The organism is Nocardiopsis sp. CNR-923, assembly GCF_001942255.1.
Taxonomy (GTDB): domain Bacteria; phylum Actinomycetota; class Actinomycetes; order Streptosporangiales; family Streptosporangiaceae; genus Nocardiopsis.
Map to the genome: position 1 here is coordinate 71,153 of NZ_MKKC01000033.1, position 26,043 is coordinate 97,195.

General features: G+C 72.2%; 21 protein-coding genes, 5 pseudogenes and 1 riboswitch. Of the genes and pseudogenes, 15 read left to right on the forward strand and 11 right to left on the reverse strand.

From position 1 onward, the window contains the following. Window positions 1-40 precede the first annotated feature (40 nt). Both BJF83_RS02275 and pyrR read right to left on the reverse strand, forming a co-directional pair. Window positions 41-949 carry an aspartate carbamoyltransferase catalytic subunit gene (locus BJF83_RS02275; RefSeq protein WP_075924982.1) on the reverse strand — a complete coding sequence of 303 codons (909 nt, stop codon included), beginning with the start codon at window positions 947-949 and terminating at the stop codon, window positions 41-43. After that, window positions 949-1,584 carry a bifunctional pyr operon transcriptional regulator/uracil phosphoribosyltransferase PyrR gene (pyrR, locus tag BJF83_RS02280; protein ID WP_075924983.1) on the reverse strand — a complete coding sequence of 212 codons (636 nt, stop codon included), beginning with the start codon at window positions 1,582-1,584 and terminating at the stop codon, window positions 949-951. Before pyrR ends, BJF83_RS02275 begins: the two co-directional genes overlap by 1 nt. Window positions 1,585-2,082: 498 nt before the next feature. Between pyrR and BJF83_RS02285 the strand changes: the two genes are divergently transcribed. Both BJF83_RS02285 and BJF83_RS02290 read left to right on the forward strand, forming a co-directional pair. Beyond that, complete coding sequence (locus BJF83_RS02285; RefSeq protein ID WP_017576791.1) at window positions 2,083-2,577, forward strand: transcriptional regulator; 495 nt, start codon at window positions 2,083-2,085, stop codon at window positions 2,575-2,577. A gap of 337 nt (window positions 2,578-2,914) precedes the next feature. Next, window positions 2,915-3,520, forward strand: a complete 606-nt coding sequence (locus tag BJF83_RS02290) for a GNAT family N-acetyltransferase (RefSeq protein ID WP_075924984.1) — start codon at window positions 2,915-2,917, stop codon at window positions 3,518-3,520. On the opposite strand, the gene metF is transcribed toward BJF83_RS02290, so the two are convergent. After that, complete coding sequence (gene metF / locus BJF83_RS02295) at window positions 3,441-4,301, reverse strand: methylenetetrahydrofolate reductase [NAD(P)H] (protein WP_262391250.1); 861 nt, start codon at window positions 4,299-4,301, stop codon at window positions 3,441-3,443. The genes BJF83_RS02290 and metF overlap by 80 nt on opposite strands. 226 nt (window positions 4,302-4,527) lie before the next feature. On the opposite strand from metF, the gene BJF83_RS02300 reads away from it, so the two are divergent. The 4 genes and pseudogenes from BJF83_RS02300 to BJF83_RS02315 all read left to right on the forward strand — a co-directional run bounded on the left by BJF83_RS02300 (window position 4,528) and on the right by BJF83_RS02315 (window position 8,831). Next, window positions 4,528-5,331: a DUF817 domain-containing protein gene (locus BJF83_RS02300; protein WP_075924988.1), complete on the forward strand. Its 804-nt coding sequence runs from the start codon at window positions 4,528-4,530 to the stop codon at window positions 5,329-5,331. A gap of 55 nt (window positions 5,332-5,386) precedes the next feature. Beyond that, window positions 5,387-6,475, forward strand: a complete 1,089-nt coding sequence (locus tag BJF83_RS02305; protein WP_075925027.1) for a polyprenyl synthetase family protein — start codon at window positions 5,387-5,389, stop codon at window positions 6,473-6,475. 123 nt (window positions 6,476-6,598) lie between these two features. Next, the gene (locus BJF83_RS02310; RefSeq protein WP_075924990.1) at window positions 6,599-7,870 is read left to right on the forward strand and encodes a DUF418 domain-containing protein; all 1,272 of its coding nucleotides are present in this window, start codon (window positions 6,599-6,601) and stop codon (window positions 7,868-7,870) included. Between the two features lie 68 nt (window positions 7,871-7,938). Further along, window positions 7,939-8,831, forward strand: a pseudogene (locus BJF83_RS02315) (SDR family oxidoreductase). Window positions 8,832-8,910: 79 nt separating this feature from the next. On the opposite strand, the gene thiE reads toward BJF83_RS02315, so the two are convergent. Continuing rightward, on the reverse strand, window positions 8,911-9,573 hold the full coding sequence (gene thiE / locus BJF83_RS02320) for a thiamine phosphate synthase (RefSeq protein WP_075924991.1): 663 nt from the start codon (window positions 9,571-9,573) through the stop codon (window positions 8,911-8,913). A gap of 63 nt (window positions 9,574-9,636) precedes the next feature. Next, window positions 9,637-9,996: an Rv2175c family DNA-binding protein gene (locus tag BJF83_RS02325; protein ID WP_075924992.1), complete on the reverse strand. Its 360-nt coding sequence runs from the start codon at window positions 9,994-9,996 to the stop codon at window positions 9,637-9,639. 120 nt (window positions 9,997-10,116) lie between these two features. Next, window positions 10,117-10,230: riboswitch (TPP riboswitch) on the forward strand. Between BJF83_RS02325 and thiO the strand changes: the two genes are divergently transcribed. The 7 genes and pseudogenes from thiO (at window position 10,228) to thiI (ending at window position 18,029) form a co-directional block, all read left to right on the forward strand. Beyond that, entirely contained in the window at window positions 10,228-11,463 is a 1,236-nt protein-coding gene (gene thiO, locus BJF83_RS02330) for a glycine oxidase ThiO (RefSeq protein ID WP_075925028.1), read from the forward strand. It overlaps the preceding riboswitch by 3 nt. Next, complete coding sequence (thiS, locus tag BJF83_RS02335; protein ID WP_075924993.1) at window positions 11,454-11,669, forward strand: sulfur carrier protein ThiS; 216 nt, start codon at window positions 11,454-11,456, stop codon at window positions 11,667-11,669. Before thiO ends, thiS begins: the two co-directional genes overlap by 10 nt. 2 nt (window positions 11,670-11,671) lie before the next feature. Continuing rightward, the gene (locus tag BJF83_RS02340; protein WP_075924994.1) at window positions 11,672-12,442 is read left to right on the forward strand and encodes a thiazole synthase; all 771 of its coding nucleotides are present in this window, start codon (window positions 11,672-11,674) and stop codon (window positions 12,440-12,442) included. A gap of 264 nt (window positions 12,443-12,706) precedes the next feature. After that, window positions 12,707-14,675 (forward strand): annotated as a pseudogene (pknB, locus tag BJF83_RS02345) (Stk1 family PASTA domain-containing Ser/Thr kinase). 79 nt (window positions 14,676-14,754) lie between these two features. Beyond that, window positions 14,755-15,413: pseudogene (locus tag BJF83_RS02350) on the forward strand (response regulator). Window positions 15,414-15,524: 111 nt separating this feature from the next. Beyond that, window positions 15,525-16,550: a 6-phosphofructokinase gene (locus BJF83_RS02355; protein ID WP_075924995.1), complete on the forward strand. Its 1,026-nt coding sequence runs from the start codon at window positions 15,525-15,527 to the stop codon at window positions 16,548-16,550. 196 nt (window positions 16,551-16,746) lie between these two features. Continuing rightward, window positions 16,747-18,029, forward strand: a pseudogene (gene thiI / locus BJF83_RS02360) (tRNA uracil 4-sulfurtransferase ThiI). A gap of 127 nt (window positions 18,030-18,156) precedes the next feature. On the opposite strand, the gene aroF reads toward thiI, so the two are convergent. Continuing rightward, a complete protein-coding gene (gene aroF, locus BJF83_RS02365) occupies window positions 18,157-19,203 on the reverse strand; it encodes a 3-deoxy-7-phosphoheptulonate synthase (protein WP_075924997.1) in 1,047 nt (348 codons plus the stop codon). A 383-nt stretch (window positions 19,204-19,586) separates the two neighbouring features. On the opposite strand from aroF, the gene BJF83_RS02370 reads away from it, so the two are divergent. Next, window positions 19,587-20,222 (forward strand): molybdopterin-dependent oxidoreductase, encoded by a 636-nt coding sequence (locus BJF83_RS02370; RefSeq protein WP_262391249.1) that lies wholly within the window; start codon window positions 19,587-19,589, stop codon window positions 20,220-20,222. 13 nt (window positions 20,223-20,235) lie between these two features. Here the strand turns inward: BJF83_RS02370 and macS are convergent, their stop codons facing one another. Genes macS through BJF83_RS02385 form a run of 3 tightly spaced genes read right to left on the reverse strand, consistent with a single transcriptional unit; the run spans window position 20,236 to window position 23,096 of the window. Beyond that, complete coding sequence (macS, locus tag BJF83_RS02375) at window positions 20,236-21,438, reverse strand: MacS family sensor histidine kinase (protein ID WP_262391251.1); 1,203 nt, start codon at window positions 21,436-21,438, stop codon at window positions 20,236-20,238. Window positions 21,439-21,441: 3 nt separating this feature from the next. Continuing rightward, window positions 21,442-22,302, reverse strand: a complete 861-nt coding sequence (locus BJF83_RS02380; RefSeq protein ID WP_075925001.1) for a hypothetical protein — start codon at window positions 22,300-22,302, stop codon at window positions 21,442-21,444. Then, entirely contained in the window at window positions 22,299-23,096 is a 798-nt protein-coding gene (locus BJF83_RS02385; protein WP_075925002.1) for a carboxylesterase, read from the reverse strand. Before BJF83_RS02385 ends, BJF83_RS02380 begins: the two co-directional genes overlap by 4 nt. 363 nt (window positions 23,097-23,459) lie before the next feature. Between BJF83_RS02385 and BJF83_RS02390 the strand changes: the two genes are divergently transcribed. Then, the gene (locus BJF83_RS02390) at window positions 23,460-24,308 is read left to right on the forward strand and encodes a 1-acyl-sn-glycerol-3-phosphate acyltransferase (protein WP_075925003.1); all 849 of its coding nucleotides are present in this window, start codon (window positions 23,460-23,462) and stop codon (window positions 24,306-24,308) included. A 61-nt stretch (window positions 24,309-24,369) separates the two neighbouring features. On the opposite strand, the pseudogene BJF83_RS02395 reads toward BJF83_RS02390, so the two are convergent. Both BJF83_RS02395 and BJF83_RS02400 read right to left on the reverse strand, forming a co-directional pair. Further along, window positions 24,370-25,316 (reverse strand): annotated as a pseudogene (locus tag BJF83_RS02395) (ROK family glucokinase). A 340-nt stretch (window positions 25,317-25,656) separates the two neighbouring features. After that, window positions 25,657-26,040: a hypothetical protein gene (locus BJF83_RS02400; RefSeq protein WP_075925004.1), complete on the reverse strand. Its 384-nt coding sequence runs from the start codon at window positions 26,038-26,040 to the stop codon at window positions 25,657-25,659. Between the last annotated feature and the right edge of the window lie 3 nt (window positions 26,041-26,043).

Sequence of the window (26,043 nt, forward strand, 5' to 3'; positions counted from 1 at the left end):
GCGCGCGCCCGGCGGGCGCCGGTCGGGGCGGCCTGAGCGGTCAGGAGCCGCCGAGCAGCAGGTAGAGCACGGCCATGCGCAGGCTGACGCCGTTGGCGACCTGTTCGGTCACGGTGCAGCGCGGCGAGTCGGCCACCTCGGCGGAGATCTCCACGCCGCGGACCATGGGGCCGGGGTGCATGACGATCGCGTCCTGGGGCATACGCGCCAGGCGTTCGCCGTCCAGTCCGTAGTTGCGGCTGTACTCGCGCACGGACGGGAAGTAGGACTCGGTCATGCGCTCGGCCTGCACGCGCAGCAGCATCACCACGTCGGACTTCGGCAGGACGTCGTCGAGGTCGTAGGAGACCTCGCACGGCCAGGTGTGCACCGAGACCGGCAGCAGGGTGGGCGGTGCGACCAGGGTGACGTGCGCGCCGAGGGTGTTCAGCAGGAGCACGTTGGATCGGGCGACGCGGCTGTGCAGGATGTCGCCGACGATGGCCACCCGCAACCCCTCCAGGCGGCCCAGGCGGGAGCGCATGGTGAAGGCGTCCAGGAGGGCCTGGGTGGGGTGTTCGTGGGTGCCGTCGCCCGCGTTGAGCACCGATCCGTCGACCCAGTTGGCGAGGCGGTGGGCGGCGCCGGAGGCGCTGTGGCGGATGACGACGCCGTCGGCGCCCATCGCCTGGAGGGTCAGGGCGGTGTCCTTGAGGCTCTCGCCCTTGGAGACGCTCGACCCCTTGGCGGAGAAGTTGATGACGTCGGCGGACAGGCGCTTGGCCGCGAGCTCGAAGGAGGTGCGGGTGCGGGTGGAGTCCTCGTAGAAGAGGTTGACCACGGTCCGGCCGCGCAGGGTCGGAAGCTTCTTGACCGAGCGGTCGCCGACCCGCGCGAGTTCGGCGGCGGTGTCCAGGACCAGGGTCGCCTCGTCGCGGGTGAGGTCGCCGGTGGAGAGCAGGTGGCGCATCATTCGTCCCCCTCCGTGGCGCCGGGGCGCGGCCGCGCGGGACCGAGCAGGACCGCGTCGTGTCCGTCTGTCTCGGTGAGGCGGACGGTGACGTTCTCGCGCAGGGAGGTCGGCAGGTTCTTGCCGACGTAGTCCGCGCGGATCGGCAGTTCCCGGTGGCCGCGGTCGACGAGGACGGCGAGCTGGACGGCGCGGGGGCGGCCGAGGTCGCCCAGGGCGTCCAGCGCGGCGCGCACGGTCCGGCCGGAGAAGAGGACGTCGTCGACGAGGACGACGACGCGGTCGTCGAGCCCTCCCGTGGGGATCTCGGTCTTGCCGAGCGCCCGTGCGGGGGCGAGCCGCAGGTCGTCGCGGTACATGGTGATGTCGAGGGATCCGGTGGGCACCTTCAGGTCCTCGACGCGTTCGATCCGCTGGGCCAGGCGCCGGGCGAGGGGAACGCCCCGCGAGGGAATGCCCAGGAGGGTGACGCGGCGACCGCCCTTGGTGCGTTCGAGCACCTCGTGGGCGATGCGGGTGAGCGCCCGGTTGATCTCGGGGCCGTCGAGGACGGCCCTGGCTCCGTCGGGCACTTCGGGTGACGACGCTGGGTCGGCGGACCCGGTGTCACCCCTCGTCTGCTTTCGCGCACGCAAAATAGTGACCCCTTCCCTGCCTCGCTGAACAGGTCGTTAAAGGATGTCGATCGGGCCAACGCTACCAGCGACGACCAGGACCTTCGAGTGGTGGTCGACCTCGGCCGATCGCGAATGTGACTCTCGACACATCGAGAGTGGGCGCTTAGTCACCCAAGGGTCACCGTTTCATGACTGAACGGATTGGCCCCTTCCAGGGGCAAAACGTGAAAACGCCTGTCAGATCGGGCTTTTCGCCCGCGAGATCCGCACCACTCGCCCCGATCGATCCGCACATGAGAGGTGCCTCACTTACGCACGGTTTGGCCACTGATTCGTCGCGTTTCACACCAACGGCTTGACCTGGAAGCCAGACCCCCCTAGCGTCACTGTCTGTAACCATTGCCGGGTGGGGTTGCACCCCGTGACCACCGATGGACCGCCTGTGCGGCCCGCCGAGGGCGAGCGGACGTCTCCCCCACCACGCCAGCCACCGTCACGGCCGGGAGCGACAAGAAGATGCCATCCGAATACGCGAAGTCCCTCGGTGCGCGGCTGCGTGCCATCCGCACCCAGCAGGGCCTGTCCCTGCACGGGGTGGAGGAGAAGTCCCACGGGCGCTGGAAGGCCGTCGTGGTCGGCTCCTACGAGCGTGGCGACCGCGCCGTCACCGTACAGAAGCTCGCCGAACTGGCCGACTTCTACGGTGTCCCGATGTCGGAGCTGCTGCCCGGCGGCGCCGCCCCCACCCCCCTCGGCCCGACACCCAAGCTGGTCATCGACCTTGAGCGCATGCAGCAGCTGCCGCAGGAGAAGGCCGGCCCGCTGTCCCGCTACGTGGCCACCATCCAGAGCCAGCGCGGCGACTACAACGGCCGCGTGCTGTCCATCCGTCAGGAGGACCTGCGCTCACTCGCGGTCATCTACGACAAGTCTCCGTCGGACCTGACCGAGGAGCTCATCAACTGGGGCGTCCTCGACCCCGAGGCGCGCCGCGCGGTCGACGCTTTCTAGGGAGACGGACGCGGCCCTCCCGGCGGTCGGCGGGCCGCTCGGGCCCGCACACGAGAACCGGCGATCCTCGGGACGCCGGTTTCTTGTGCGTCCGGGCTCCGTCAGGGCGACGGCTGGAAACGTGACGGCGGCGGACGTGAACGGCCGTGTCCGCCCGACACACGCGGACGGCGCGGCCAGACGTGGGGCTTCCCCTCCCCAACCTGGCCACGCCGTCGTCCGTCGGGGGGCAACCCTCCGGACCGTGATCGAACGCCCGTTCGATCGGCACCAGTTAACCCCAGGGCGGGGAACGCGTCAAGCGACGGGCCCGCCGGACACAATCTAGGCTGACGGGGTGGCAGCAGACACCGAACTGCGCGAACTCGCCCCCGCGGCGTTCGCGCACGCCGTCCCCGCCCTCCTGGAGGTGTACGAGGCGGCCATGGGCCCCCCGTCCGAACAACTGTCGGGCAGGGCCTCCGTCATGAACGGACACACCCGCCACCCGGGGTTCCGGTCGGTGGTGGCGGTGCTCGACGAGCGGGCGGTCGGCTTCGCCTACGGGTTCCACGGGCACGGGGGCCAGTGGTGGCACGACGTCGTCACCGAGGCGTTGCACGCGCGCGGCCGGGTGCGGCTGGCGCGCAGGTACCTGGCGGACCCCCTGGAGATCGCCGAGGTCCACGTCCACCCGGAGGCGCAGAACCGGGGTATAGGACGGGCGATGCTGTACGCCCTGTGCGAGGGGCGGCCGGAGCGCACCGCGGTGCTGTCCACACGCGTGGGCCCCACCGCGGCGCGGCACCTGTACCGTTCGTGCGGGTTCACCGAGTTGCTGGGGGACTTCCCCTTCCCCGGCAACCCGGGTCAGCCCTTCTCGATCATGGCCGCCCGGCTCCCCCTGCGCGCTTCCCCGGGGCGACCTCACGGTAGATCTCCCTGGTGGCCGTGGACTGGTTGAAGGTGATGAAGTGGATGCCCGGCGCCCCCTCGGCGAGCAGCCGCTCGCACATGCGCTGGGCGTACTCGATGCCGAACGAGCGCACGGCGTCGGCGTCCTCGCCCAGGCGCGCGTAGCGCTCGGCCAGCCAACGGGGGAAGGGCGCCCCGGAGAGCTTCTCCGAGTGCGGGATCGAGGCCAGCCTCACCACCGGGAACACCTCGGGGATGATCGGCACGTCGCAGCCGCGCGAGGCCACCCGGTCCCGCAACCGCAGGTAGTCGTCGACGTCGAAGAACATCTGGGTGATGGCGTAGTCGGCGCCCGCCTCGCACTTGCGCACGAAGTGGTCGGTGTCGGTCTCGACGTCAGCCGACCGGGGATGCTTGTAGGGGAAGGCCGCCACCCCCACGCTGAAGTCGCCGCTCTCCTTGAGCAGCCGGACGAGTTCCTCGGCGTAGGTCAGCCCCCGGGGGTGCCGGATCCACTCGCCGGTCGGATCGCCGGGAGGATCGCCGCGCACGGCCAGCATGTTGGACACTCCCGCGTCGGAGAACCGCCCGATCAGGTGCCGCAGTTCGGCGACCGAGTGGTCGACCAGTGTCATGTGCGCGACCGGCAGCAGCGTGGTGTCGGTCGCGATCCGCTCGGTCGTCTCCACGGTGAGGTCGCGCGTGCCGCCGCCCGCCCCGTAGGTGACGGAGACGAAGGAGGGACCGAGCGCCTCGATCTCACGGATGGCGCGCCACAGCCTCGCCTGGGACTTGGGGCCGCGCGGCGGGAAGAACTCGAAGGAGAACATCGGCTCGCCCGAGTCGAGGAGTTCGCGAATCTGACGCGGCCGTGGGGCCGGGTTTCGGAGCCCCGCGGGGCGTGTCGGTGCAGCCAGCATGCGTACAACCTTAGGCGAGCCCCCCTCTCCCACCGAAAGAACCGTCCCACGAGGTGAGACCAATCGTCTCGAATGTGGTCATGCACATGCCGGGGCAGGGGTGCGCCCGGGGCCGCGGACCTGCGATCATCGGCCGATGGCACGAACGTCCGTCTCGCCCGGGTACGTCCTCGCACAGCTGCTCAGGTTCGCCTGGCTGCAGTCCCGGGCGTGCGCCTTCGCCGTGTGCATGTTCGCCGGTCTGGCGGCGTCCACGGTGGCGCCCCTGCCCCTCCCCCGCTACGACGCCCTGCTGCTCTACGCGGTGGCGGTCACGGCGGTGTTCTGGGGACTGCGGTTGGAGAGCGGACGGGAGATCGCCGCGATCGCGGGCTTCCACGTGGTGGGCCTGGCGTTCGAGCTGGCCAAGGTGCGGCTGGGCTCGTGGTCCTACCCCGAGCAGGCCTGGACCGTACTGTGGGGCGTGCCCCTGTACAGCGGCTTCATGTACGCCGCGGTGGGTTCGTACATCGTGCGGGCGTGGCGGCTGATGGACCTGGGACTGGTGGGCTACCGGGCCTGGGCCACCACCGCGGTGGCGGTCGCGATCTACCTCAACTTCCTCACCCATCACTGGCTCCCCGACTTCCGTGTGCTCCTGGCAGCCCTGCTCATCGCCGTCACGTGGGGCACCTGGGTGCACTTCACCGTCGGCGAGGCGCGGTACCGGATGCCGCTGTCCCTGTCCTTCCTGTTGATCGGGGTGTTCCTGTGGGTCGCGGAGAACGTTTCGACCCTGTTCGACGCCTGGCGGTACCCGCACCAGGACCAGGGCTGGGAGTTCGTGCACGTCGCCAAGCTCGGCGCATGGGCCCTGCTGGTGACGGTGTCGTTCGTGCTGGTCGCGAGCTGGCACCAGACCCGGCGCGGCTCGCCGGAGCGCGTCGCACCGGCGCCTTGAGCCGAACGCGCGGAAACCGCGCCGGCCGTCCAGACCAGCCGCTAGTGTGCTGGGCATGGCCCCTTTCGCTTCCTCCGCCCCGTCCGCCTCTCCCGTGTCCGTGATCCGCTCCGCGGTTGACGGCGAGCTGGCCGCGTTCTGCGCCGCGCACCGGACCCGGCTGTTGGAGATCGGTGAGGAGCTGGCCCCGGCCATGGACGCCCTGGAGGCGATGCTCGCGGGTGGCAAGCGCCTGCGGCCGACCTTCTGCTACTGGGGGTGGCGCGGTGCGGGGGGCGCCGAGGAGGACGACCGGATCACCCGTGCCGCCGCGTCCCTGGAGTTCCTCCAGGCGTGCGCGCTGATCCACGACGACGTCATCGACCGCAGCGACACCCGCCGCGGGCTGCCCGCCACGCACAAGCGGCTGGAGACCCTGCACGCCGAGCACGACTGGAGCGGTGACAGCGCGGGGTTCGGCCAGGGCGCGGCGATCCTCATCGGCGACATCTGTCTGGCCTGGTCCGACGAGATGTACCAGGCCAGCGGGTTCGCGCTGGAGACGCTCCAGGCCGGTCGGCGGCCCTTCGACGCCATGCGCACCGAGGTGATGGCGGGGCAGTACCTCGACACCCTGGAGCAGGTGCGCGGGACCGGAACGCGCGAGGCCGCGCTGCGCGTGATGCGGTACAAGTCGGCCAAGTACACGATCGAGCGCCCGCTGCACCTGGGCGCGGCGCTGGCAGGTCGGCTCGACGCGCTGGAGGGGGTCTACACCGGGTACGGCCTGCCGCTGGGCGTGGCCTTCCAGCTGCGCGACGACGTCCTCGGGGTGTTCGGCGACCCGGGCACCACCGGCAAGCCGGCCGGGGACGACCTGCGCGAGGGGAAGCGGACCCTGGTCGTGGCCGAGACCCTCGCCCGCGCCGGACGCGCCGACGCCGACCGGTTCCGCTCCCTGTTGGGCACGCCGGACCTGTCCGCGGAGTCGGTCGCGTGGATGTGCGGACTGATCGCCGACTCCGGTGCGCTCAAGGCGTGCGAGGCGCTCATCGAGGAGTACGCCGGGCAGGCGATGGCCGCGCTGGAGAGCCCCGAACTGGACGCCGGCGCCCGCGAGCCGCTGCGCCGGCTCGTGGTGGCCGCCACGTCCCGGACACACTGATTCCGGGGCCGCTCGGCCTGAGACGGACGTCGCGGACGAACCCTACGAAAACAGGTTGCCGCCCGCTGCTCCCGCCCGGTTGAATCGTCGACAGCCGTATCGCGATCACGGGGGGACGTCGTCATGTCCGCGACAACCGCGTCGAGAGGGCCGACCCGGGCGGGTGAGCGTGCGCTCGCACCCGACCTGGCGCGCGGTTTCATGCTGCTGTTCATCGCGCTCGCCAACACGGTCTGGTACCTGTGGGCCGCGCCGACCGGCGGGCTGGGCGCCCACCCCGAGCCCGGGGGCCCGCTGGACGCCATCGCGCAGTTCTTCACCATCGTGGCCGTGGACGCGCGCAGCTACCCGATGTTCGCGTTCCTGTTCGGGTACGGGATCGTGCAGCTCGCCACACGCCAGGAGGCCGCCGGAGCCGATCCGAAGGACGTGTCCGCCCTGCTGCGGCGGCGCAACCTGTGGCTGCTGGCCTTCGGCTTCGTCCACGCCCTCCTGCTGTGGATGGGCGACGTGCTGGGCGCCTACGGCCTGGCCGGTCTGCTGATGTGCTGGCTGTTCCTCCGCCGCAGGGACACCACCCTGCTGGCGTGGGCCGGGGCGCTCACGGGCGTCCTGGCGCTGCTGTCGGTGGCCAGCCTCGTCCCGCTGGTGTTCTCGCAGGCGGCGTCGGCGTCCTCCGGTGCGGACTTCATGGGCGTGGTGGCCGGCAACATCGCCGATCCCTCCCTGGTCGGCGCCGCACTGGACCGCGCCGCGCTCTGGCCCCTGTTCGTCCTCGTCCAGGGCCTGGTCGGCATGGTCGTGCCCGCCGTGGTCCTGCTCGGCTTCTGGGCCGCGCGCCGCCGGATCCTGGAGGAGCCCGGACGCCATCTGCCCCTGCTGCGCCGGGTCGCCGTCGGAGGCATCGCCGCGGGCTGGCTGGGCGGCCTCCCGTCGGCGCTCACGCAGACCGGGGTCCTGGACTGGTCCCCGGGGGACGCGCTGTCCATGCTGGACGTCACCAGCGGCATGATGGGCGGCCTGGGCTACGTCGCGTTGATCGCGCTCGTCGCCCACCGGATCCAGCGGCGCGGACGCGAGCCCGGCGTGATCGTGACCGCGCTCACCGCCACCGGGCGGCGCTCGCTCTCGTGCTACCTCGCGCAGTCGGTGCTGTGCGCGCCGCTGCTGGCCGCGTGGGGCCTGGGGCTGGGCGCGCACCTGACGTCGTGGAGCATGTTCCCGTTCGCGGTCGGGGTGTGGCTGGTGACGGTGGTGTCCGCCTACGCGTTGGAGCGCGCGGGCCGCCGCGGTCCCGCGGAGGTGCTGCTGCGCCGCCTGTCCTACCGGCGTCCCCTCCAGAGCACGGTCGCCCGGCCCGACCGGGACGAGGACCAAGAGCGCACCACCCGCTGACCGGTAGCCGCAAAAACGCGCGTGCCGTTCGGCGCCCGGCCCGTCCCGATCCCTCAGGATGGGGTGTCATGGGCGACGATCAGATGACAAACCACACCATAGGGGTGACCGGGGCGACCGGGGCCGTCGGCGGACGCGTCGCGGCCCGGATCGCACGGCTCGGGATGGCGCAGCGGCTCATCGTCCGCGACATCAACCGGGCGCCGAGTACCCGGGCAGCAGCGCGGCGATGGCGGCCTACGAGGACACCACCGGCTTCGAGCGCGCCTGCCGCGGGGTGGACACGCTGTTCCTCGTGTCGGCGACCGAGTCGGAGGACCGGATCGACGCGCACACGAGCGCGGTGGACGCGGCGGTCAAGGCGGGGGTGTCGCGGATCGTCTACCTGTCGTTCCTCAGCGCCGGGCCGGCGGCCACGTTCACCTTCGCCCGGACGCACTTCTTCACCGAGGCGCACATCCGGCTGTCCGGGGTGGCGCACACCTTCCTGAGACCCAGCCTGTACCTGGACCTGCTGCCGCGCTGGGCGGACGGGCGCGGTGTGGTGCGCGGGCCCGCCGGTGACGGCAGGGTCGCCTGGGTGTCGCGGGACGACGTGGCGGACGTGGCGACCGCCGTGCTGACCGATCCGGCGGTGATCGCCGTGTCCGACGACGCGACCTACGACGTCACCGGCCCGGAGGCGCTCACGTTGGGCGCCACCGTGGACAAGTTGTCCTCCCTGACCGGCCGCACCGTCCGGTACGTGCCCGAGACGTGGGAGGAGGCGCTGGAGTCGCGTCGGTCCAGCGGCGCTCCCGAGTGGGCGGTCAAGGGGTGGGCGTCGTCCTACGCGGCGATCGCCACCGGGGAGATGGACGTGGTCGCGTCCACCGTTCCGAAGCTGACCGGGCACCCGGCCCAGTCCATCGAGGGGTTCCTGCGTCGCCACCCGAGTGCGCTGTCGCACGTCGCGGTGTGACCGCCGCCGCGGAGCGGCCCCCGGGCGGTGGCGCCCGAACACGGGCCGAAGCGAGGCGCAGGCCCCAAGGCAGACACCTCTAGGCGCGGGCGGCCAGACGGGCGCGCAGCTCGGCGGCGGCAGCCCGGGGGTCCTCCGCCTCGGTGATCGCGCGGACGACCACGACCCGGCGCGCCCCGGCGTCGAGCACCTGGTCGACGGTGGACAGGTCGATCCCGCCGATGGCGAACCACGGCTTGTCCGTGTCCAGCGCGGCGGCCCGCTCGACCAGTTCCAGCCCGGCGGCGGCCCGTCCCGGCTTGGTGGGGGTCGCCCAGGTCGGGCCCACGCAGAAGTAGTCGCTGCCGAGTTCGGCCGCGGAGGCGGTCGCGGCGTCGATGTCGTTGTTGGAACGGCCGATGACCGGGTCCGCGCCGATGATGTCCCGGGCCATGGGGACGGGCAGGTCGCGCTGGCCCAGGTGCAGGACGTCGGCGCGCACCGCGCGGGCGATGTCGGCCCGGTCGTTGACCGCGAGCAGGGCGCCGTGCCGCTCGCAGGCCTCCCTGAGCACCTCCAGGGCGGCGATCTCCTCGCGCGCCTCCAGGTCCTTGTCCCGGAGCTGGATGATGTCCACACCCCCGGCGAGGGCGGCGTCGGCGAACTCGGCGAGATCACCGCGCTCACGACGGGCGTCGGTGCACAGGTACAGAAGCGATGCGTCCAGGTGCTTGCGCAGGCTGGTTCCGTGGCTGGTCCTCACGCCGCCCAGCCTAGGGCCTGTGCCGCGCGGCGCCCAAGGGTCGGCCCCCGACGGCGCGCCTCCTCAGAAGGCCAGGCTCTGCGCCCGGCGACGGACCTCGGTCCCCCGGTTCTCCCGCATGGCCTGGATCGGCGTGCCCGGCAGCGTGTCGTCGGGCGTGAACAGCCAGCGCAGGGCCTCCTCGGTGGAGAAGCCCGCGTCGGTGAGCAGCACCAGGGTCCCCGGCAGCCCCTTGACGAGGTCGTCACCGTCCAGGAACGCGGCCGGGACGGACAACTGTCCGGAACGGACGACGCCCATCATCCGATTCTCCCGGATCAGCTGCTTGATCCGGTTCGGGCTCACGCCCAGCGGCGCCGCCGCCTCCCTGAGGGTCAGCCACTCGCCGACCAGTGCGTCGATGTCGGATTCGCGTTGTGTCACGCCTCCAATCTGCCACACCGGCGCGGGGCCCGGACACCCTCTCCGGGAACGCCCGACGCGGAGCCAGGAGATCCCCGTCACCCATCCCCGAACCGGGGTGATCTAGGATGAACGCGCAAGCGAACGTCCCGCGGGAGCCGGGTGGACCCGGCTGAGAGGGAGGCTGATCCGGCCTCCGACCGCACGAACCTGATCCGGGTCATACCGGCGAAGGGAGTGGAACCCAGCGCCATGCGCACGTGGAACGAGCCCCGCTCCGGGGCGAATCGTCCTACCAATGACGGCGACCGGGTGGTCGTGGTCGGCGGCGGGATCGTCGGGCGGGTCACCGCCTGGCGCGCCGCCCAGCGCGGACTGTCCGTCACCGTCGTCGAACCCGACCCCGTCGGCGCCCCCGCGCGCGGCCGGGCCTCCTCCGTGGTCGCCGCGGGCATGCTCACGCCCGCCACCGAGGCGGTGTTCGGCGAGGAACGGCTGGTCGAACTCGGCGTCCGGTCCACGCGCATGTACCCCGACTTCGTCGCCGAACTGGAGCGCGCCAGCGGCGTGCGGGTCGGCTACCGCACCACCGGTACGCTGCTCGTCGCCTTCGACCGCGATGACATGGCCGTGCTCAGCGACCTCCAGGACCTGCAGCGGCGCACCGGCGTCGCCAGCGAGCGCCTGACCAGTCGCGAGTGCCGACGTCTGGAGCCCATGCTCGCCCCGTCCGTGCGCGGTGGCCTGCACGCCCCCGACGACCACTCGGTGGACCCTCGGCTGCTGCTGCGGGCGCTGGCCGCGGCTGGCGCGGCTGCGGGCGTGGCAGAGCTGGCCGACCGGGTCGAGGAGATCACCGACGGCGGCCCGGACGGCGCTCCCCTGGGCGTGCGCCTGGCGGACGGCGGCGTCCTGCCCACCGACCAAACGGTCCTGGCGGCGGGCTGCTGGAACGACCGGATCACCGTCCCCGAGCGGGTGGTGCCCCACCTGCGCCCGGTCAAGGGCCAGCTGCTGCGGATGCGCCCGCCCGCGGGGGAGCCGCCCATCGTCGGGCGCACGGTCAGGGGGCTGGTCCGCGGCTTCCCCGTCTACTTCGTCCCGCGCGAGGACGGGGAGGTCATCGTCGGCGCGACCCAGGAGGAACGGGGCTACGACACCGCGCTGACCGCGGGGGGCCTGTGGCAGGTTCTGCGGGACGCACGCGAACTCGTCCCTGGCGTCACCGAACTGGAGGTCACCGAGACCTGCGTCGGTCTGCGTCCGGGCTCACCCGACAACGAACCGCTCCTGGGACCCACCCGGATCCCCGGCGTGCACCTGGCGGGCGGTCACTACCGGCACGGCGTCCTGCTGGCCCCGGTCACCGGCGAGGCCGTGGCCGAGGCCCTCGCCGACGGCGCCCTGCCGGAGTACGCGCGCGCCTTCGCCGCCGACCGCGAACTGGGCGGCGGCCGCACGACCACGGGGGAGAAGCAGTGGAACTGATCATCAACGGCGACCGGCGCGAGATGGCCGAGGACACCACGGTCGCCACGGTCGTGCGCGACCTGACCGCCCCGGAGGGCGGCGAGGTCCCCGGCGGCATCGCCGTGGCCGTCAACGACGAGGTCCTGCGCCGGACCGCCTGGGCGAACACGACCCTGGGCGCCGGTGACCGGGTGGACGTCCTGACCGCGGTGCAGGGAGGCTGACCATGACCGACATCCTGGACGATCCGTTGGTGATCGACGGCGTCTCCTTCGGCTCCCGGCTGATCACCGGCACCGGCGGCGCCCCGTCGATGGAGGTGTTGGAGGAGGCGCTCGTCACATCGGGGACCGAATTGACCACCGTGGCGATGCGCCGGGTGACGCCCGGCGCCCAGGGGTCCGTGTGGGACGTGCTGACCCGGAACAAGATCCGGCCCCTGCCGAACACCGCGGGCTGCTTCACCGCCGCCGACGCCGTGCGCACCGCCCGCCTGGGCCGGGAGGCCCTGGGCACCGACTGGGTGAAACTGGAGGTCGTCGCGGACGAGCACACCCTCCTGCCCGACCCGGTGGAGTTGCTCGACGCAGCCGAACGGCTCGTGGACGAGGGCTTCACTGTCCTGCCCTACACGAACGACGATCCGGTCCTGGCGCGCCGCCTGGAGCGGCTGGGGTGCGCGGCGGTGATGCCGCTGGCGGCGCCGATCGGCTCCGGCCTGGGCATCCGCAATCCGCACAACCTGGAGCTGATCGTCGAACAGGCGGGCGTCCCGGTGATCGTCGACGCGGGCATCGGCACCGCCAGCGACGCCGCACTGGCCATGGAACTGGGCTGCGACGCGGTCCTGCTCGCCACGGCGGTGACCCGCGCCCAGGACCCGGTGCGGATGGCTGCGGCCATGCGCGACGCCGTCCGCGCGGGCCGCGCCGCGCGCCGGGCGGGGCGGATCCCGGTCCGCCGACACGCCCAGGCGTCCTCCCCCGCGGTGGATTGACGACAGGCGCGGACGAGATCCCCGTGGGCGTTTGGCGGCGTCCCTTACCGTGGGTGGGGTAAGCGGTGCCAACGGAGCGGCGCCGCCCGACCGAACACGACCCGCGAACGCCGCCCGCGCGGAGGAATCCGGACGGCACGACCGCGATCCGCGGGGCGGCCCGGACGCGCGCTTCCGCTATCGTGTCGATTCGACACCCGGTGCCGGGTACGCGCCACCGGCCGCGAACGCCCACGCTCCCCGCAACAAGGACACTACTCCGCCGTGGACATGACGACTTCCGATCCCCTCGTAGGCGCGACGCTGGACCGACGCTACTTCGTCGAGTCCAGGATCGCCGGTGGCGGGATGGCGACCGTCTACGTCGCCCACGACCTGAGGCTCGACCGGCGACTGGCGCTCAAGGTGATGCACCCGTCGCTGGCGCAGGACCCCGCCTTCGTCCAGCGCTTCATCAACGAGGCCCACTCCGTCGCCAAGCTGTCCCATCCCAACGTGGTCCAGGTCTTCGACCAGGGCGAGGACCAGGGGCACGTCTTCCTGGCGATGGAGTACGTGCCCGGGCTGACCCTGCGCGACCGGCTCAAGTCGGCCGGGCGGATGGGAACCCATGAGGCCCTGCACGTGATGGCCTCCGTGCTCGCCGCGCTGGGCGCCGCCCACCAGGCGGGCATGATCCACCGCGACGTCAAGCCCGAGAACGTGCTCATCACCCACGACGGCATGGTCAAGGTGGCCGACTTCGGTCTGGCTCGGGCCGTGGAGCAGTCCAACCAGGGGCTCACGCGCACCGGCACCCTCATGGGCACGGCCGCCTATCTCGCCCCCGAACAGATCGAGCAGGGCGTGGCCGACGCCCGCACGGACGTCTACGCGGCGGGCATCATGCTCTACGAGCTGCTCACCGGCGGCCAGCCGCACACCGGCGAGACGCCGATCGCCATCGCGTACCAGCACGTGACCGAGGACGTCCCGCGTCCCTCGCACTACCTGCCGGGGCTGCCTCCGGAGGTCGACGACCTCGTCACCAAGGCCACCGAACGCGACCCCCGGTACCGGCCCAGCAACGCCGGCCAGTACCTGGCCCGGGTCCTGGATGTCCTCCAGGGGCTGCCCGAGGGCGCGCAGGACGCCCAGGGTCCGCTGGCGCCCGTCGCTCCGGCGGGCGCCGCGACGTCCGCCGTGACCGCGCCGCAGCTCATCGCCGGCGGCGCCGGACCGGGCACCGGCAACGCCACGATGGTCGTGGACATCGGCGCCGTCCCCCTGGACGACGACCGGTACGACGACTACCCCGATGACGCCGACGCCTGCGGCGGCGACGCAACCTCCTGCTGGGGATCGTCGGCGCGGTCATGGCGATCGTCGTGTTCGGCGCCGGCTGGTGGCTGCTCCTGGGACGTTCGAGAGCGTGCCGGACGTGACGGGCGCGAGCGTGTCCGCCGCCCGTGACGAGATCCGCGCCGAGGGCCTCATCCTCGTGGAGGCGGAGGAGGGCGTCTACAGCGAGATCGAGGCCGGGGCGGTCGCGCGCACCGAACCGGGGGCCGGGGAGCGGGTGTCCCCCGGCGACGAGATCACCGCGTTCGTGTCCAGGGGTCCGCAGGTGGTGGAGATGCCCGACCTGGTCGGCGAGGACGGCGCCAACGCCATGGCGGCGCTGGAGGAGCTCGGCTTCCACCCGGACAACCTCCAGGAGGAGGTCGTGGACGACGAGGACGTTCCTCCGGGCCAGGTGATCTCCACCGACCCGGTCAAGGGTGAGGACGCCGACCGCGAGGAGACCGTCACCGTCCAGATCAGTCGGGGCATCCAGGTTCCCGCCGTCGGCGGCCAGGAGTCGGGGCGGGCACGCCAGGCTCTGGAGGACCTCGGTTTGACGGTCGAGGTCGTCGAACAGGAGAGCGAGGACGTCGAGGAGGGCGTGGTGATCAGCCAGGACCCCGACAACGGCAGCACGGTGGGCGCCAACGCCACCGTCACGCTCACCGTCTCCAGCGGCCCGCCCGGGGTCGACATCCCCGACGTCGTCGGCATGCGGGTCAGCGAGGCGCGAGAGGCGCTGGAGGACGCCGGCTTCGACGTGACCGTCGAACGGTTCTTCGGCGGCGACACCGTGTCGCAGCAGTCCCGGACGGGCCGGGCCCCCGAGGGCACGGAGATCGAGATCATCGCGACCCCGGGCGGCGTCGACTTCGGCGTCGACTTCGGCGGTGACCGGGACGACGACTGACCTTCGGCCGTACGCGACGGGGCGGGCGGGGCGCCCGATCCGTCGCGTACGGACCTCACCTCGGGATAGGCTCGCCCGCATGGAGACCGAGGCGATCCGGGTTCTGGTGGTGGACGACCATCCGATGTGGCGCGACGCGGTGGCGCGCGACCTGGAGGAGGCGGGCGTCGCGGTGGTGGGAACAGCGGGCGACGGCGCCAAGGCGCTGCGCATCGCTCCCGCCGCACGGCCCACGCTGGCGGTGGTGGACCTCAACCTGCCCGACATGACCGGTGTGGAGCTCACGTCCGGCCTGCTGGCCCTGGACGAGCCGCCGCGCGTCCTGGTGCTCTCGGCCAGCGGGGCCGGCGACGACGTGCTGGCCGCAGTCAAGGCGGGCGCGACGGGCTACCTGGTCAAGTCGGCCGGGCGCGAGGAGCTGCTGGACGCGGTGCGCCGCGTGAACACCGGCGAGGCCGTGTACACCCCGGGGCTGGCGGGGCTGGTCCTGGGCGAGTACCGGCGGCTGTCGGCGGTCGGCGACACGGACGCGACGGGGGCGCCCCGGCGCTGACCCCCCGGGAGACGGAGGTCCTGCGGCTGGTGGCCAAGGGACTGGCGTACAAGCAGATCGCGCGGAGGCTGTCGATCGCGCACCGGACCGTCCAGAACCACGTCCAGAACACCCTCACCAAACTGCACCTGCACAACCGAGTCGAGCTGGTGCGATACGCGATCGACCAGGGCCTGGACGGGTGAACTGTCGGTGAATTCGCCCCGGAGGTTGGCCTGTGCTCCACCCGGACACTATGGTCTAGACCATATGGCGGCACGGGCCGCCCCGAACCCACAACGTCGAGGAGAAGTCGCATGCGAGTCGGTGTTCTGACCGGTGGTGGAGACTGCCCCGGTCTCAACGCGGTCATCCGCGCGGTGGTGCGCAAGGGCATCAAGGACCACGGCTACGAGTTCGTGGGCTTCCGCGACGGGTGGCGCGGTCCTCTTGAGGGCGACACCATGACGCTGGACGTGGAGGCCGTGCGCGGCATCCTCCCGCGCGGCGGAACCATCCTGGGCTCCTCCCGGACCAACCTCATGAAGATCGAGGGGGGCGTCGAGCGGGTCAAGGACAACATGGCCGGGCTGGGCGTGGACGCCCTCGTCGCCATCGGCGGCGAGGACACCCTGGGCGTGGCCCGCCAGCTGCACGACCGCGGCGTCAAGGTCGTGGGCGTGCCCAAGACCATCGACAACGACCTGAACGCGACCGACTACACGTTCGGTTTCGACACCGCCGTGAACATCGCCATGGAGGCGATCGACCGCCTGCACACCACCGCCGAGTCCCACCACCGGGCGCTCGTGGTGGAGGTCATGGGCCGCCACGCCGGATGGATCGCGCTGCACTCGGGTATGGCCGCGGGGGCCAACGTCATCCTCGTCCCGGAGCGGCCCTTCGACATGGACGAGGTCGTCAAGCACGTCGAGAGCCGGTTCCGCACCCAGTACGCGCCGATCATCGTCGTCGCCGAGGGCGCCCACCCCAAGGAGGGGCAGATGGAGCTGGCCACCGGCGAGAAGGACGCCTTCGGCCACGTCCGACTGGGCGGCATCGGCCAGCGTCTGGCCGACGAGATCGAGCACCGCACCGGCAAGGAGGCGCGCTCGGTCGTGCTCGGCCACGTGCAGCGCGGTGGCACCCCCACCGCGTTCGACCGCGTCCTGGCCACCCGTCTGGGCCTGCACGCGATCGAAGCCGTCGCCGACGGCGACTTCGGGAAGATGGTCGGCCTCCAGGGCACCAACGTCGTCCGCGTCGACCTGGCCGAGGCCACGGACACCCTCAAGACCGTCCCCGGCGAGCGGTACCAGGAGGCCGAGACCTTCTTCGGCTGATCGCCGCCGGCCCCCGCCCGCCGTCGCTCCCGGGGCGCGGCGGGCGGTCACGTGCCCGCCGTGTGGCCGGTTCCCCCGCGAAAACGGATGGAGCGGTGGGAACGGTGTTCGATACTGGAGAGGGACGGCGGGTGTGCCCGGTCCCGTCGCCGTCGCATTCACGTCGCACCGGAGCGCATCCACCGGAGGTAGCACCATGTCCGCGTCGCTTGAGTCCGCGCCGCTCCCCGTAAACCCGGCCGGAGCCGACGCCGGACTGGGCGAGCTCTGCGTTCTGATGAAGCTCGGGGAGATCGTCCTCAAGGGCTCCAACCGCAAGCTGTTCGAGCGGCGGCTGCACAACAACATCCGCAACTCCGTGCGCGACCTCGGCGAGATCCGCCTGTCCCAACGCGGTTCGGGCGTGATCATCGTGCGCAAACCGGGCGCCTCCGACCTGGAGGTCGCCGAGATCGCCGACCGCATGGCCAACGTCATGGGGATCGTGTGGGTGCACCTGGTCCGCCGCGTCGCCAAGGACCTGGACACGGTCACCGACGTCGCCGTGCGCTCCATGGCCGACCGCAGCGGGACGTTCGCCGTGCGGGCCCGCCGCCGCGACAAGCGTTTCGAGATGACCTCCTCCGAGCTGGCCGGCCACCTCGGCTCGAAGATCATCGAGGCGCACGGGTACCCGGTGGACCTGCGGCGCCCCCAGAACACCCTGTACGTCGAGGTGGACAAGGACGAGGCGTTCGTGTTCACCGACGGCGTCCCGGGCCAGGGCGGGCTGCCGGCCGGGATGAGCGGGCGAGGCCTCGTGCTGATGTCCGGAGGGATCGACTCCCCCGTCGCCGCCCACCGAATGATCCGGCGTGGGCTCAAGGTCGACTTCCTGCACTTCTCAGGCATGCCGTTCACCGGCCCCGAATCCATCTACAAGGCCTACAGCCTGGTACGCCAGCTCGACCGCTACCAGGTGGCTCGCGCCTGTTCGTCATCCCCTTCGGCAAGGCGCAACAGCAGCTGAAGAGCTCCGGCGTCGAGCGGCTCCAGATCGTCGCCCAGCGCCGGCTCATGCTCAAGACGGCCGAGGCGCTCGCCGACGACCTGGGCGCGCAGTGCCTGATCACCGGTGACGCGCTGGGACAGGTGTCCAGCCAGACGATGGCCAACATCACCGCGCTCGACGACGCCGTGGACCTGCCGATCCTGCGTCCGCTCATCGGCATGGACAAGACCGAGATCATGGACCAGGCCCGCCGGATCGGCACACTCGCCATCTCCGAGCTGCCCGACGAGGACTGCTGCACCATGCTGACGCCGCGCCAGGTGGAGACCGCGGCCAAGATCCCTGACCTGCGCCAGATCGAGCGCCGCCTGGACGCTGAGGAGCTGGCCGAGCACCTGGTCGGCACCGCCCAGCTGCACAAGCCGAGCTTCCTGGGCGAGGAGGCCCCCGCACGGGTGGACGGCCGCGCGGCCGTCGCCCGGGCCTGACACCGCGCCGCCGCCCCGTCCGCACCGGGGCGCGGACGGGGCGGCGGGGGGGCCGGGCACCTCGACGGACGCCCTCGGAGCGGTCAGGTCCCCGAACGCCCTGGCGGCGCCAGAACGGGCCCGGGGCTCAGAAGGCGGCGAGCTGACGGCTCGGGGCCGGGGTCAACTCACGGCCGGCGAGCGTGGCCAGGGTGCCCGCGAGGTCGCGCAGCTCGGCCAGGTCCTCCTCCAGGAGCGCCTGGGGACCGTCGCACAGCGCGTTCTCCGGACTCGGGTGAACGTCCACGATGACGCCGTCGGCGCCGATCGCGATGGCAGCTCGGGACAGCGGCAACACCAGATCGCGCTTGCCGCCGGAATGCGACGGGTCCACGATCACCGGCAGGTGGGACAGGTTCTGGGCCACCGGCACCGCGCTGATGTCCAGGGTGTTGCGGGTGGCCTTCTCGAAGGTGCGGATACCGCGCTCGCACAGGACGATGTCGAGGTTGCCGCGCTGGGCGATGTACTCGGCAGCCATCAGCCACTCCTCCACGGTGGCGCTCATGCCGCGCTTGAGCAGGACGGGCTTGCCCGCGTCGCCCACCGCCTGGAGCAGGGCGAAGTTCTGCATGTTGCGCGTGCCGACCTGGAGCATGTCGGCGTAGGAGGCGACGAGTTCGACGTCGGCCGCGTCGACGACCTCGGTCACGATCGGCAACCCGGTCTCCTCGCGCACGTCCGCGAGGATCCGCAGGCCCGCCTCGCCCAGGCCCTGGAAGGCGTAGGGCGAGGTGCGCGGCTTGTAGGCGCCGCCCCTGAGCAGCGATGCGCCCGCGGTCAGCGCCATGCGCGCCGCCGCGAGGGTCTGTTCGGGCGTCTCGACGGCGCACGGGCCGGCGATGACCGTCATGTGGTCGCCGCCGATCGGCACGCCTCGTACGCTGACCACGGATCGGCTGTCGTGGTTCTCTCGGCTGACCAGCTTGTACGGCGCGGAGATCCGTAGTACGTCGCTCACCCCGGGTTTGGCGGCCAGACCCAGGTCCTGGAAGCGTTCGACGTCCCCGACCAGTCCGATGATCGTGCGGCTCACGCCGCGCGTCACGTAGGCCGCGCCCCCGGCGGAGGCGACGAGGTCGACCAGATCGTCGATGTTCTCGGCTGTGGCGTCCGGTGCCATCACGATGACCATGTGCGTTTCCCTTGTTCGTCGGTGTTGGTGGCTGAGCCGCGCGGGTCCGCGTTCACCGGGGCGGCCGGGCCGGAACGCGAAGGAGCCCCGGGCCGTCCGGCCCGGGGCTCCTTGTGAGGTCTTCTGTCAGCGCAGCGCTTGACAGGCGACCGTCCGAGGATCGGGCCGGTAGCCATAAAAGCGCCAGAAGTTCCGCTGCATGGGTGCGACTATAGCGCACCGTCAGCTGCGGTCCGAGCACCCGGGGCGAGTGACGTGGCTCTCGTGTCGCCTGGCAGGATGGCCAGATGCCGACCTTTCCCCACAGGACAGGAGAACCCGCCCGCCAGCGGCGGGGTCGAGACCGGGGCCGACAGGCCGGAGCCAGAGGATCGGAGGACGCCGTGTCCGACGGAACGGGGGACGCGGAGCGGAAGGGCGCACGCGCGGCGCGTCTCCCGCCGGGCCAGGCCCTGCGGCGCGAACACAGGGCCCTGCACTACGGGCCCGTGCCGACATTCCGCGAGCACCGGTGGGACTTTCGGGTGATGGGGGTCACCGAGACGCTCGGCAGCCACCGCTGGACGTGGGAGGAGTTCGGACGGCTGCCCACGGCGGACTCGGTGAGCGACTTCCACTGCGTGATGCGGTTCAGCGTTCCGGACGTGCGCTGGCGCGGCGTCCGCGCGGTGGACCTGGTCCGGGTCGCACCGCCCGGCCCCGAAGTGACCCACGTGATGGCGTGGGGCGAGTACGGGTACAGCGCGAACCTGCCGCTGGAGACCTTCCTGGGCGAGGACGTCGTGCTGGCCACACACCGGGGCGGTGAGCCGCTGCCCCCGGAGCACGGGTTCCCGCTGCGCCTGGTGGTGCCGAGGTTGTACGGATGGAAGAGCGTGAAGTGGCTGCGCGCCGTGGAGTACATGACCGCGGACCGGCGGGGCTTCTGGGAGGAGCGCGGCTACCACAACCGCGCCGACGCCTGGCGTGAACAGCGCTTCTCCTACCAGGAGGAACCCGGGCACGGCCCGCCCCCGTGAACGCGGCGCGCCCTCACGCGCCGCCCCGCGCGCCCTCGCGGGGGAGCCGGAGTTCGACTTCGGTGCCCTCATCGGGCTCGCTCACGACCTGCGCGCTGCCGCCCAGATCGCGCAACCGCCCCACGACCGACTGGGCCACGCCGAGACGCCCGCCCCGGCGCGCCTCCTCCAGCCGCCCGCTCGGGAAGCCGGGGCCCTCGTCCCGGACGGAGACGGTCACGGCGTCGTCCTCGTCCTCCACCAGGACCCAGGCCGGCGTGTCCGGGGGGCAGTGGCGCGCCACGTTGTCCAGGGCGGCCGCGACGGCGGCGGCGAGTTCGCGCGCCGCGTGGGCGGGGAGCGCGACCGGGGTGGCGGGCGCGGCGACGGTCACGCGCACCGATTCGTGCCGTCGGATCAGGTCGCGCAGGTCGACCGTGCCGGCGTCGCCGGTGTCCGCGGCGCCGGGCGGGTGGGACGCCCCTGGCTCGGGTGCGGCCGGGGCTGAGCGGGTGTCCTCGTCGTCCACGGGACCGTCGGCGAACAGAGAGCGCAGGCGCACCTCCTGCTCCCCCGCCATGCGTCCGAGTTCGGCGGCCTCTCCGCCGGCCTCCGCACCGCGCCTGCTGACCAGGGTCAGCACCTGGAGCACCGAGTCGTGGACGGATCGGGCCAGCTGCTCGCGTTCGCGGATGCGCGCCTCCAGGGCGACCGCGTGCGCGAACCGCTTCTCCGCGCGCTCGGCCACCCGCGCCATGGACCCGACGGCCAGACCGGTGAGCAGGAGAAGGACCACGCCGCGCGCGGTCGCGGCGGTCACGGCGGCGTCCATGACCGCCCGCAGGGCGGTGTCGGCGACGCCGTACGAGAGGGCGACGGCGGCCGCCCCGCGTCGGCCCCAGATGACGCTGGCCGCGAGTGAGGCCCCGGCGAACCAGTATCCGCTCAGCGGCGGGGCCTGGGTGAGGTAGAAGGCGGTGGCGGCGGGGGCCGTGGCGAACAGGCAGGCGAACGACACCGCGAGGTCGACGGTGAGCAGGCGCCACGTCCGCAGTCGCGGCCGGGCGTAGGCACGCGTGGTGACCACCGTCCACACGACCATGAGCACGAGCACGCACCAGGCCAGCCAGGGGCGGCTCAGGGCTTCGTGGTGCTGGACGGCGAGGACCGCCGAGTAGACGAGGGAAGCGGCGCGGAAGACGGCGATCGCGCGCCAGAGGGGGACGTCGAAACCCAGGGCTCAGACCACCGCCCCGTCGTCGGGGCCGTCGCCCCCGGATCTGCTGTCGGTCATGCGCAGGATCAGCACGACGAAGCTGACCAGGAAGGCGGCGATCGCCAGGAACATGATCCAGTTGGGGAGCCTGATCCCGGCGAAGGCGGCGCCGAAGAGGACGACCGGTCCGCCCAGGAGGCCGAACCAGGCGGCGATGCCGATCCGGTCACCCTGGAGCAGCGGAGGCGGAGGCGGGGGTTCGTAGTGGCCCTCGCGTTCGGCTTCGGCCCTGCGGCGCGCCTCCTGCTCGGCGGCCCCGAGGTGCGAGGCGTCGTCGTGGTCGAAGGTCGGTCCGCCCGCCAGCAGGTCGCCCAGAAGGGGTTCGTCGCGCTCGTCGGGCACGCTCAGGTTCTCGGCGTCGGGCCATGCGGCCCGGCGGCGGGTGGCGGCGGCGTCCGTGTCGCCGTCGTAGAAGCGGGCGACCAGGTCGTTCCAGACGTCGTCCTCGTCAGGGGGGTCCGCCGGGGGCGCGTCGGGGTCGGCGTGGACCGGAGGCCCCTCCAGCAGGTCACCGCCGCGCGGGGGGTCGTGGTCCTCGGTGGCGGGGACGGCGCCCGTCCGGCCGCCCAGATCGGGAAGCTCCACCCCCAGCACGCGTTCGGCCGCCGCGCGTTCCTCGGCGTCCACGTACAGGTGGTCGGTGGGCGGGTCATCGGCCGCTCCACCTCCGCCCGGTTCCAGGACGTCCTCGTCCAGGGGGACGGCGTAGGCGGCGATCCCGCTGCGGCGCAGGGCCTCCAGCATCCGGTCGGCGTGGGTGGGAGCCAGGAGGGCCAGGGGAACGTAGGCATCGGCGAGCAGGCCGTTGCCCCGACGTTCAGTCATCGGACCGCTCCTTCCCCGCTTCTCCTCTGCTCTCGCACGAAGGCGAGGCTCCCGTCGAAGATCACGTCGGCGTCGTGGTCGAGCGTCGCCACGTGGTAGCTGTCGTGGAGCAGGTGGATCGTCAACGACGTGTTGACCGCCCTCCTTGCGAGCATACGCAGACTGCGCGGACCGACGACGTGGTCCTGCGGGCTGCGGTAGGCCAGGATCGGCGCTCGCAAACCGGACATGCCCTCCTGAACCGCGCGCCACAGCTTCGGGAGTGTCGCGGCGGCGGCGGTGGGCGTGCGCGTGTAGCCTCCCTCCCGTTCGCCGGGCTTGGCGACGTCGCTCGTCAACCCTGGCGTCGAGGGCATGATCCGCGCGACCAGGCCGCGGAACGGGGCGACCAGCGGGAGCCGGACGTCCTCAACGACCAGCGACGGGTTGACCAACACCGCGCCGCGCACCAGGTGCGGGTGCTCCTGGGCCAGCCTGAGGGAGAGCGCGCCGCCCATCGACAAACCCATGACGAACACCTCCTCGCACCGGGAGGCCAGGTCGAGCAGGGCCCGCTCGACCGCCGTGTACCAGTCGTCGCTGGTGGTGAGGTTCATGTCCTGCCAGCAGGTGCCGTGTCCCGGCAGGAGGGGCACCTCGACGCTGTACCCGGCGGCGGCCAGGCGTTCGGCCCAGGGACGCATGGACTGGGGAGAACCGGTGAAGCCGTGGCAGAGGAGGACGCCGACCTCGGACCCCCGGTGGCTGTAGGGCTCCGCTCCTGGAAGCAGGGGGGTGACGGCGGTCGGTCTCATGCGGCGGCTCCAGGGGATCGTGCGGTACGCGCGCGGGTGACGGCAGGCCCCCGGCTTCAGGCGTGAGGTTAGTCGTTCGACGATCCGTTCGCCATCGAGGCTTCCCCCGCGCCGCGCCGTGTCCCCGGAGGGGCGCGTCACGACGGCCGGGTCCGTGGGTATCCTCTAACGGGTCGGGCGTGGCCGTCCGATTGGGGACGCTTTGGCAGTTGCCCCCGTGCGATGGGAAGATGACGCACGTCAGGTAACGGCTCCTCCGCACCCGGCGGGCGGAGGCGTTCGCGACCTTGTTGGCCGAGCGGGACAGTGAACAGAGGCAGACCCTGCCCAGAGCTCCCCGCGTGTGCAGGGGTGATCTCAACGATGTTCTACTGGGTGGTCAAGGCGATCCTGGGGCCGGTCCTGGCCGTTCTGTGGCAGCCGCGCGCCGAGGGCGTGGAGAACGTTCCCCGCCGGGGCGCGGCGATCATGGTAAGCAATCACCTGTCCTTCTCCGACCACTTCTTCGGTCCGTTGCCGTTGCCGCGCAAGATCACCTTCCTGGCCAAGTCCGAGTACTTCACCGGGACGGGCGTCAAGGGCCTGGTCAGCCGCGCGTTCTTCACCGGTGTGGGCCAGATCCCCATCGACCGCTCCGGTGGCAAGGCGAGCGAGGCGGCGCTGCGCACGGGCCTGCGTGTGCTCAGGCGCGGCGACCTGCTGGGCATCTACCCCGAGGGCACCCGCTCCCCCGACGGCCGCCTCTACCGCGGCCGCACGGGCGTGGCGCGCCTGGCACTGGAGGCCAAGGTGCCGGTGGTGCCGATGGCGATGATCAACCTGGAGAAGATCATGCCGCCCGGCCGCACCATCCCGAAGTTGGGCGTTCGGCCCAAGGTGGTGTTCGGCGAGCCGCTGGACTTCTCCCGCTACCACGGGATGGAGCGCGATCCCCGCGTCCTGCGCGCCGTCACCGACGAGATCATGTACGCGCTGATGTCGCTGTCCGGCCAGGAGTACGTGGACCGGTACGCACAGTCGGTCAAGGCGGAGCTGGAGGCCGAGGCCAAGGAGGCCCGTCGCGAACAGCACGCCTCCGACAAGGACCGCAGGCGCACCGAGCGGGCCCAGCGCAAGGAGGAGCGGCGCACGCGCCGCGAGGAGAGGCGGACCGAGCGGGCCGGGCGCAAGGCGGCCGGACGGTCCGAGGAGGGCCGGGACACGAGGGACTGAGTCCGGCCCACAGCAGCGGGGCGCGAACCGCGAACCCCTTGGGGCCGCGCCGCGCGGCGGCTCAGTGCCGGGCGAGGTCCCCCGCGCCGACGATGCCCGCCTCGCCGCCGAGCTCGGCCAGACGCACCTGCGCCAAACGGCGGTGGGGGCGTCCGGAGACGTGACGGGCGTAGGAGGCCCGGACCGGGTCGAGGAGGATCCTGCCCGCGTCGGACACGCCGCCGCCGATGACGAAGCACTCCGGGTCGAGGATGGCCGCGAGGTCGGCCAGGCCCATCCCCGCCCACTCGCCCACGGACGCGAAGCATTCCAGGGCCGCGGCGTCGCCCTCCAGGGCCGCCTGGGTGACGATCGGACCCTGGACGCGCTCGACCTCCCCCTCGGCGAGCTTGAGCATCCGCTCCGCCGCCCGGGGGTGGGTACGGGCCAGGTCCTGCGCCTCGGCTACCAGGCGCGCCCGCTGGCGTACTGCTCCCAGCAACCGTGGTTGCCGCACGGGCACCGGCGGCCGAAGGGCACCATCCGGTAGTGGCCGACCTCCGAGGCCACGCCGAAGCGCCCCCGGTACAGCTTTCCGTCCAGCACCAGGCCACCGCCGATCCCCGTGCCCAGGGTGACGCAGACGATGTGGTCACTGCCGCGGCCGGCGCCGAACCGGGCCTCGGCCCACGCGGCGGCGTTGGCGTCGTTCTCCACCACGACGGGCAGACCGACGCGCTCCTGGACGAGGTCCCGGAGCGGATGATCGTGCAGACCGAGGTTGACGGCGACCTGCACGGTGGCGCGGTCCTCGTCGACGAACCCCGCCATCCCCACGCCGACCGCCACGCAGTCTCCTTCAGTGCGCCGGTCGCGCAGTTCGCGGACGGCCAGGGCGACGACGTCGGCGAGTTCCTCGGAGGCGTTGGCCGGAGTGGGGTACCTGACCTTGTCCAGAATCCTCCCGTCGGGGTCGACGACCCCGGCGGCGACCTTGGTGCCACCGATGTCTACGCCGATGGTCAGCATGGGGAAGACTCCTCCGCACTTACGCCCGAACTCTGACATAAGCATCCAGGTTCGCGACAGAGAACTTGCAATTGTAGGGGAACCATTTGATTAAACCAGGTCCCCACCGCCCCGAGAACCCTTTCCACGCAACCCGTTGGACTACCATGCATGCACGGCTCACGACACTGTGTAATGGCCCTTGCCCCCGGTGTCGCCCCTCCGCACTCCGACGGCCCGCGCGTCCCGTCACCGCACCGCGACCACCCGCTCCACGGACCCCACCCCAATGCGTCCGCGACGGCACGACGACGGTGCGCCGATCCCCGTGAGGAGCTCCGTGAGCACCGCCGCCCCAGCCCTACCGCCGCCGCCCGGCCTCCGGGGTGTCGTCGCGGGGCCGCTCCAGGGAGCGCTCGACCACGTCCCACGTGCGGCCGAGCGCGTCGGCCATCACCAGACCCGCCCGCCCGAGGTGCCCGGCGATCTGCGGCGCACTGGTGCGGACGATGTCGAGGACCTCGCTCAGCGCCGGACGCTCCGGCTCCGTCTCCAGACGGATCGCCTCCTCCCACACGTCCCCCTTGGACGGCGGCGCCGTGACCGCGCCCACCCCGCGTCTGACCCCGGCGGCCAGCAGCTTGCGCTGGAGGCCGTCGACCAGCCGCAGCGCGTCGTCGACGAGGTCGGGCGACGGTCCGCTCCCGCCCGACGTCCGCTCGCCCCGACCGTTGTTCTCCGTCATGTC

Excerpts from the sequence above, each read along its gene's own strand:
- BJF83_RS02275 (WP_075924982.1), bottom strand. The coding sequence starts at position 949 with ATGCGCCACCTGCTCTCCACCGGCGACCTCACCCGCGACGAGGCGACC.
- BJF83_RS02285 (WP_017576791.1), top strand. The coding sequence starts at position 2,083 with ATGCCATCCGAATACGCGAAGTCCCTCGGTGCGCGGCTGCGTGCCATC.
- metF (WP_262391250.1), bottom strand. The coding sequence starts at position 4,301 with ATGTTCTCCTTCGAGTTCTTCCCGCCGCGCGGCCCCAAGTCCCAGGCG.
- BJF83_RS02300 (WP_075924988.1), top strand. The coding sequence starts at position 4,528 with ATGGCACGAACGTCCGTCTCGCCCGGGTACGTCCTCGCACAGCTGCTC.
- BJF83_RS02305 (WP_075925027.1), top strand. The coding sequence starts at position 5,387 with ATGGCCCCTTTCGCTTCCTCCGCCCCGTCCGCCTCTCCCGTGTCCGTG.
- BJF83_RS02310 (WP_075924990.1), top strand. The coding sequence starts at position 6,599 with ATGTCCGCGACAACCGCGTCGAGAGGGCCGACCCGGGCGGGTGAGCGT.
- thiO (WP_075925028.1), top strand. The coding sequence starts at position 10,228 with ATGCGCACGTGGAACGAGCCCCGCTCCGGGGCGAATCGTCCTACCAAT.
- BJF83_RS02340 (WP_075924994.1), top strand. The coding sequence starts at position 11,672 with ATGACCGACATCCTGGACGATCCGTTGGTGATCGACGGCGTCTCCTTC.
- BJF83_RS02355 (WP_075924995.1), top strand. The coding sequence starts at position 15,525 with ATGCGAGTCGGTGTTCTGACCGGTGGTGGAGACTGCCCCGGTCTCAAC.
- aroF (WP_075924997.1), bottom strand. The coding sequence starts at position 19,203 with ATGGTCATCGTGATGGCACCGGACGCCACAGCCGAGAACATCGACGAT.
- BJF83_RS02380 (WP_075925001.1), bottom strand. The coding sequence starts at position 22,302 with ATGACTGAACGTCGGGGCAACGGCCTGCTCGCCGATGCCTACGTTCCC.
- BJF83_RS02385 (WP_075925002.1), bottom strand. The coding sequence starts at position 23,096 with ATGAGACCGACCGCCGTCACCCCCCTGCTTCCAGGAGCGGAGCCCTAC.
- BJF83_RS02390 (WP_075925003.1), top strand. The coding sequence starts at position 23,460 with ATGTTCTACTGGGTGGTCAAGGCGATCCTGGGGCCGGTCCTGGCCGTT.
- BJF83_RS02400 (WP_075925004.1), bottom strand. The coding sequence starts at position 26,040 with ATGACGGAGAACAACGGTCGGGGCGAGCGGACGTCGGGCGGGAGCGGA.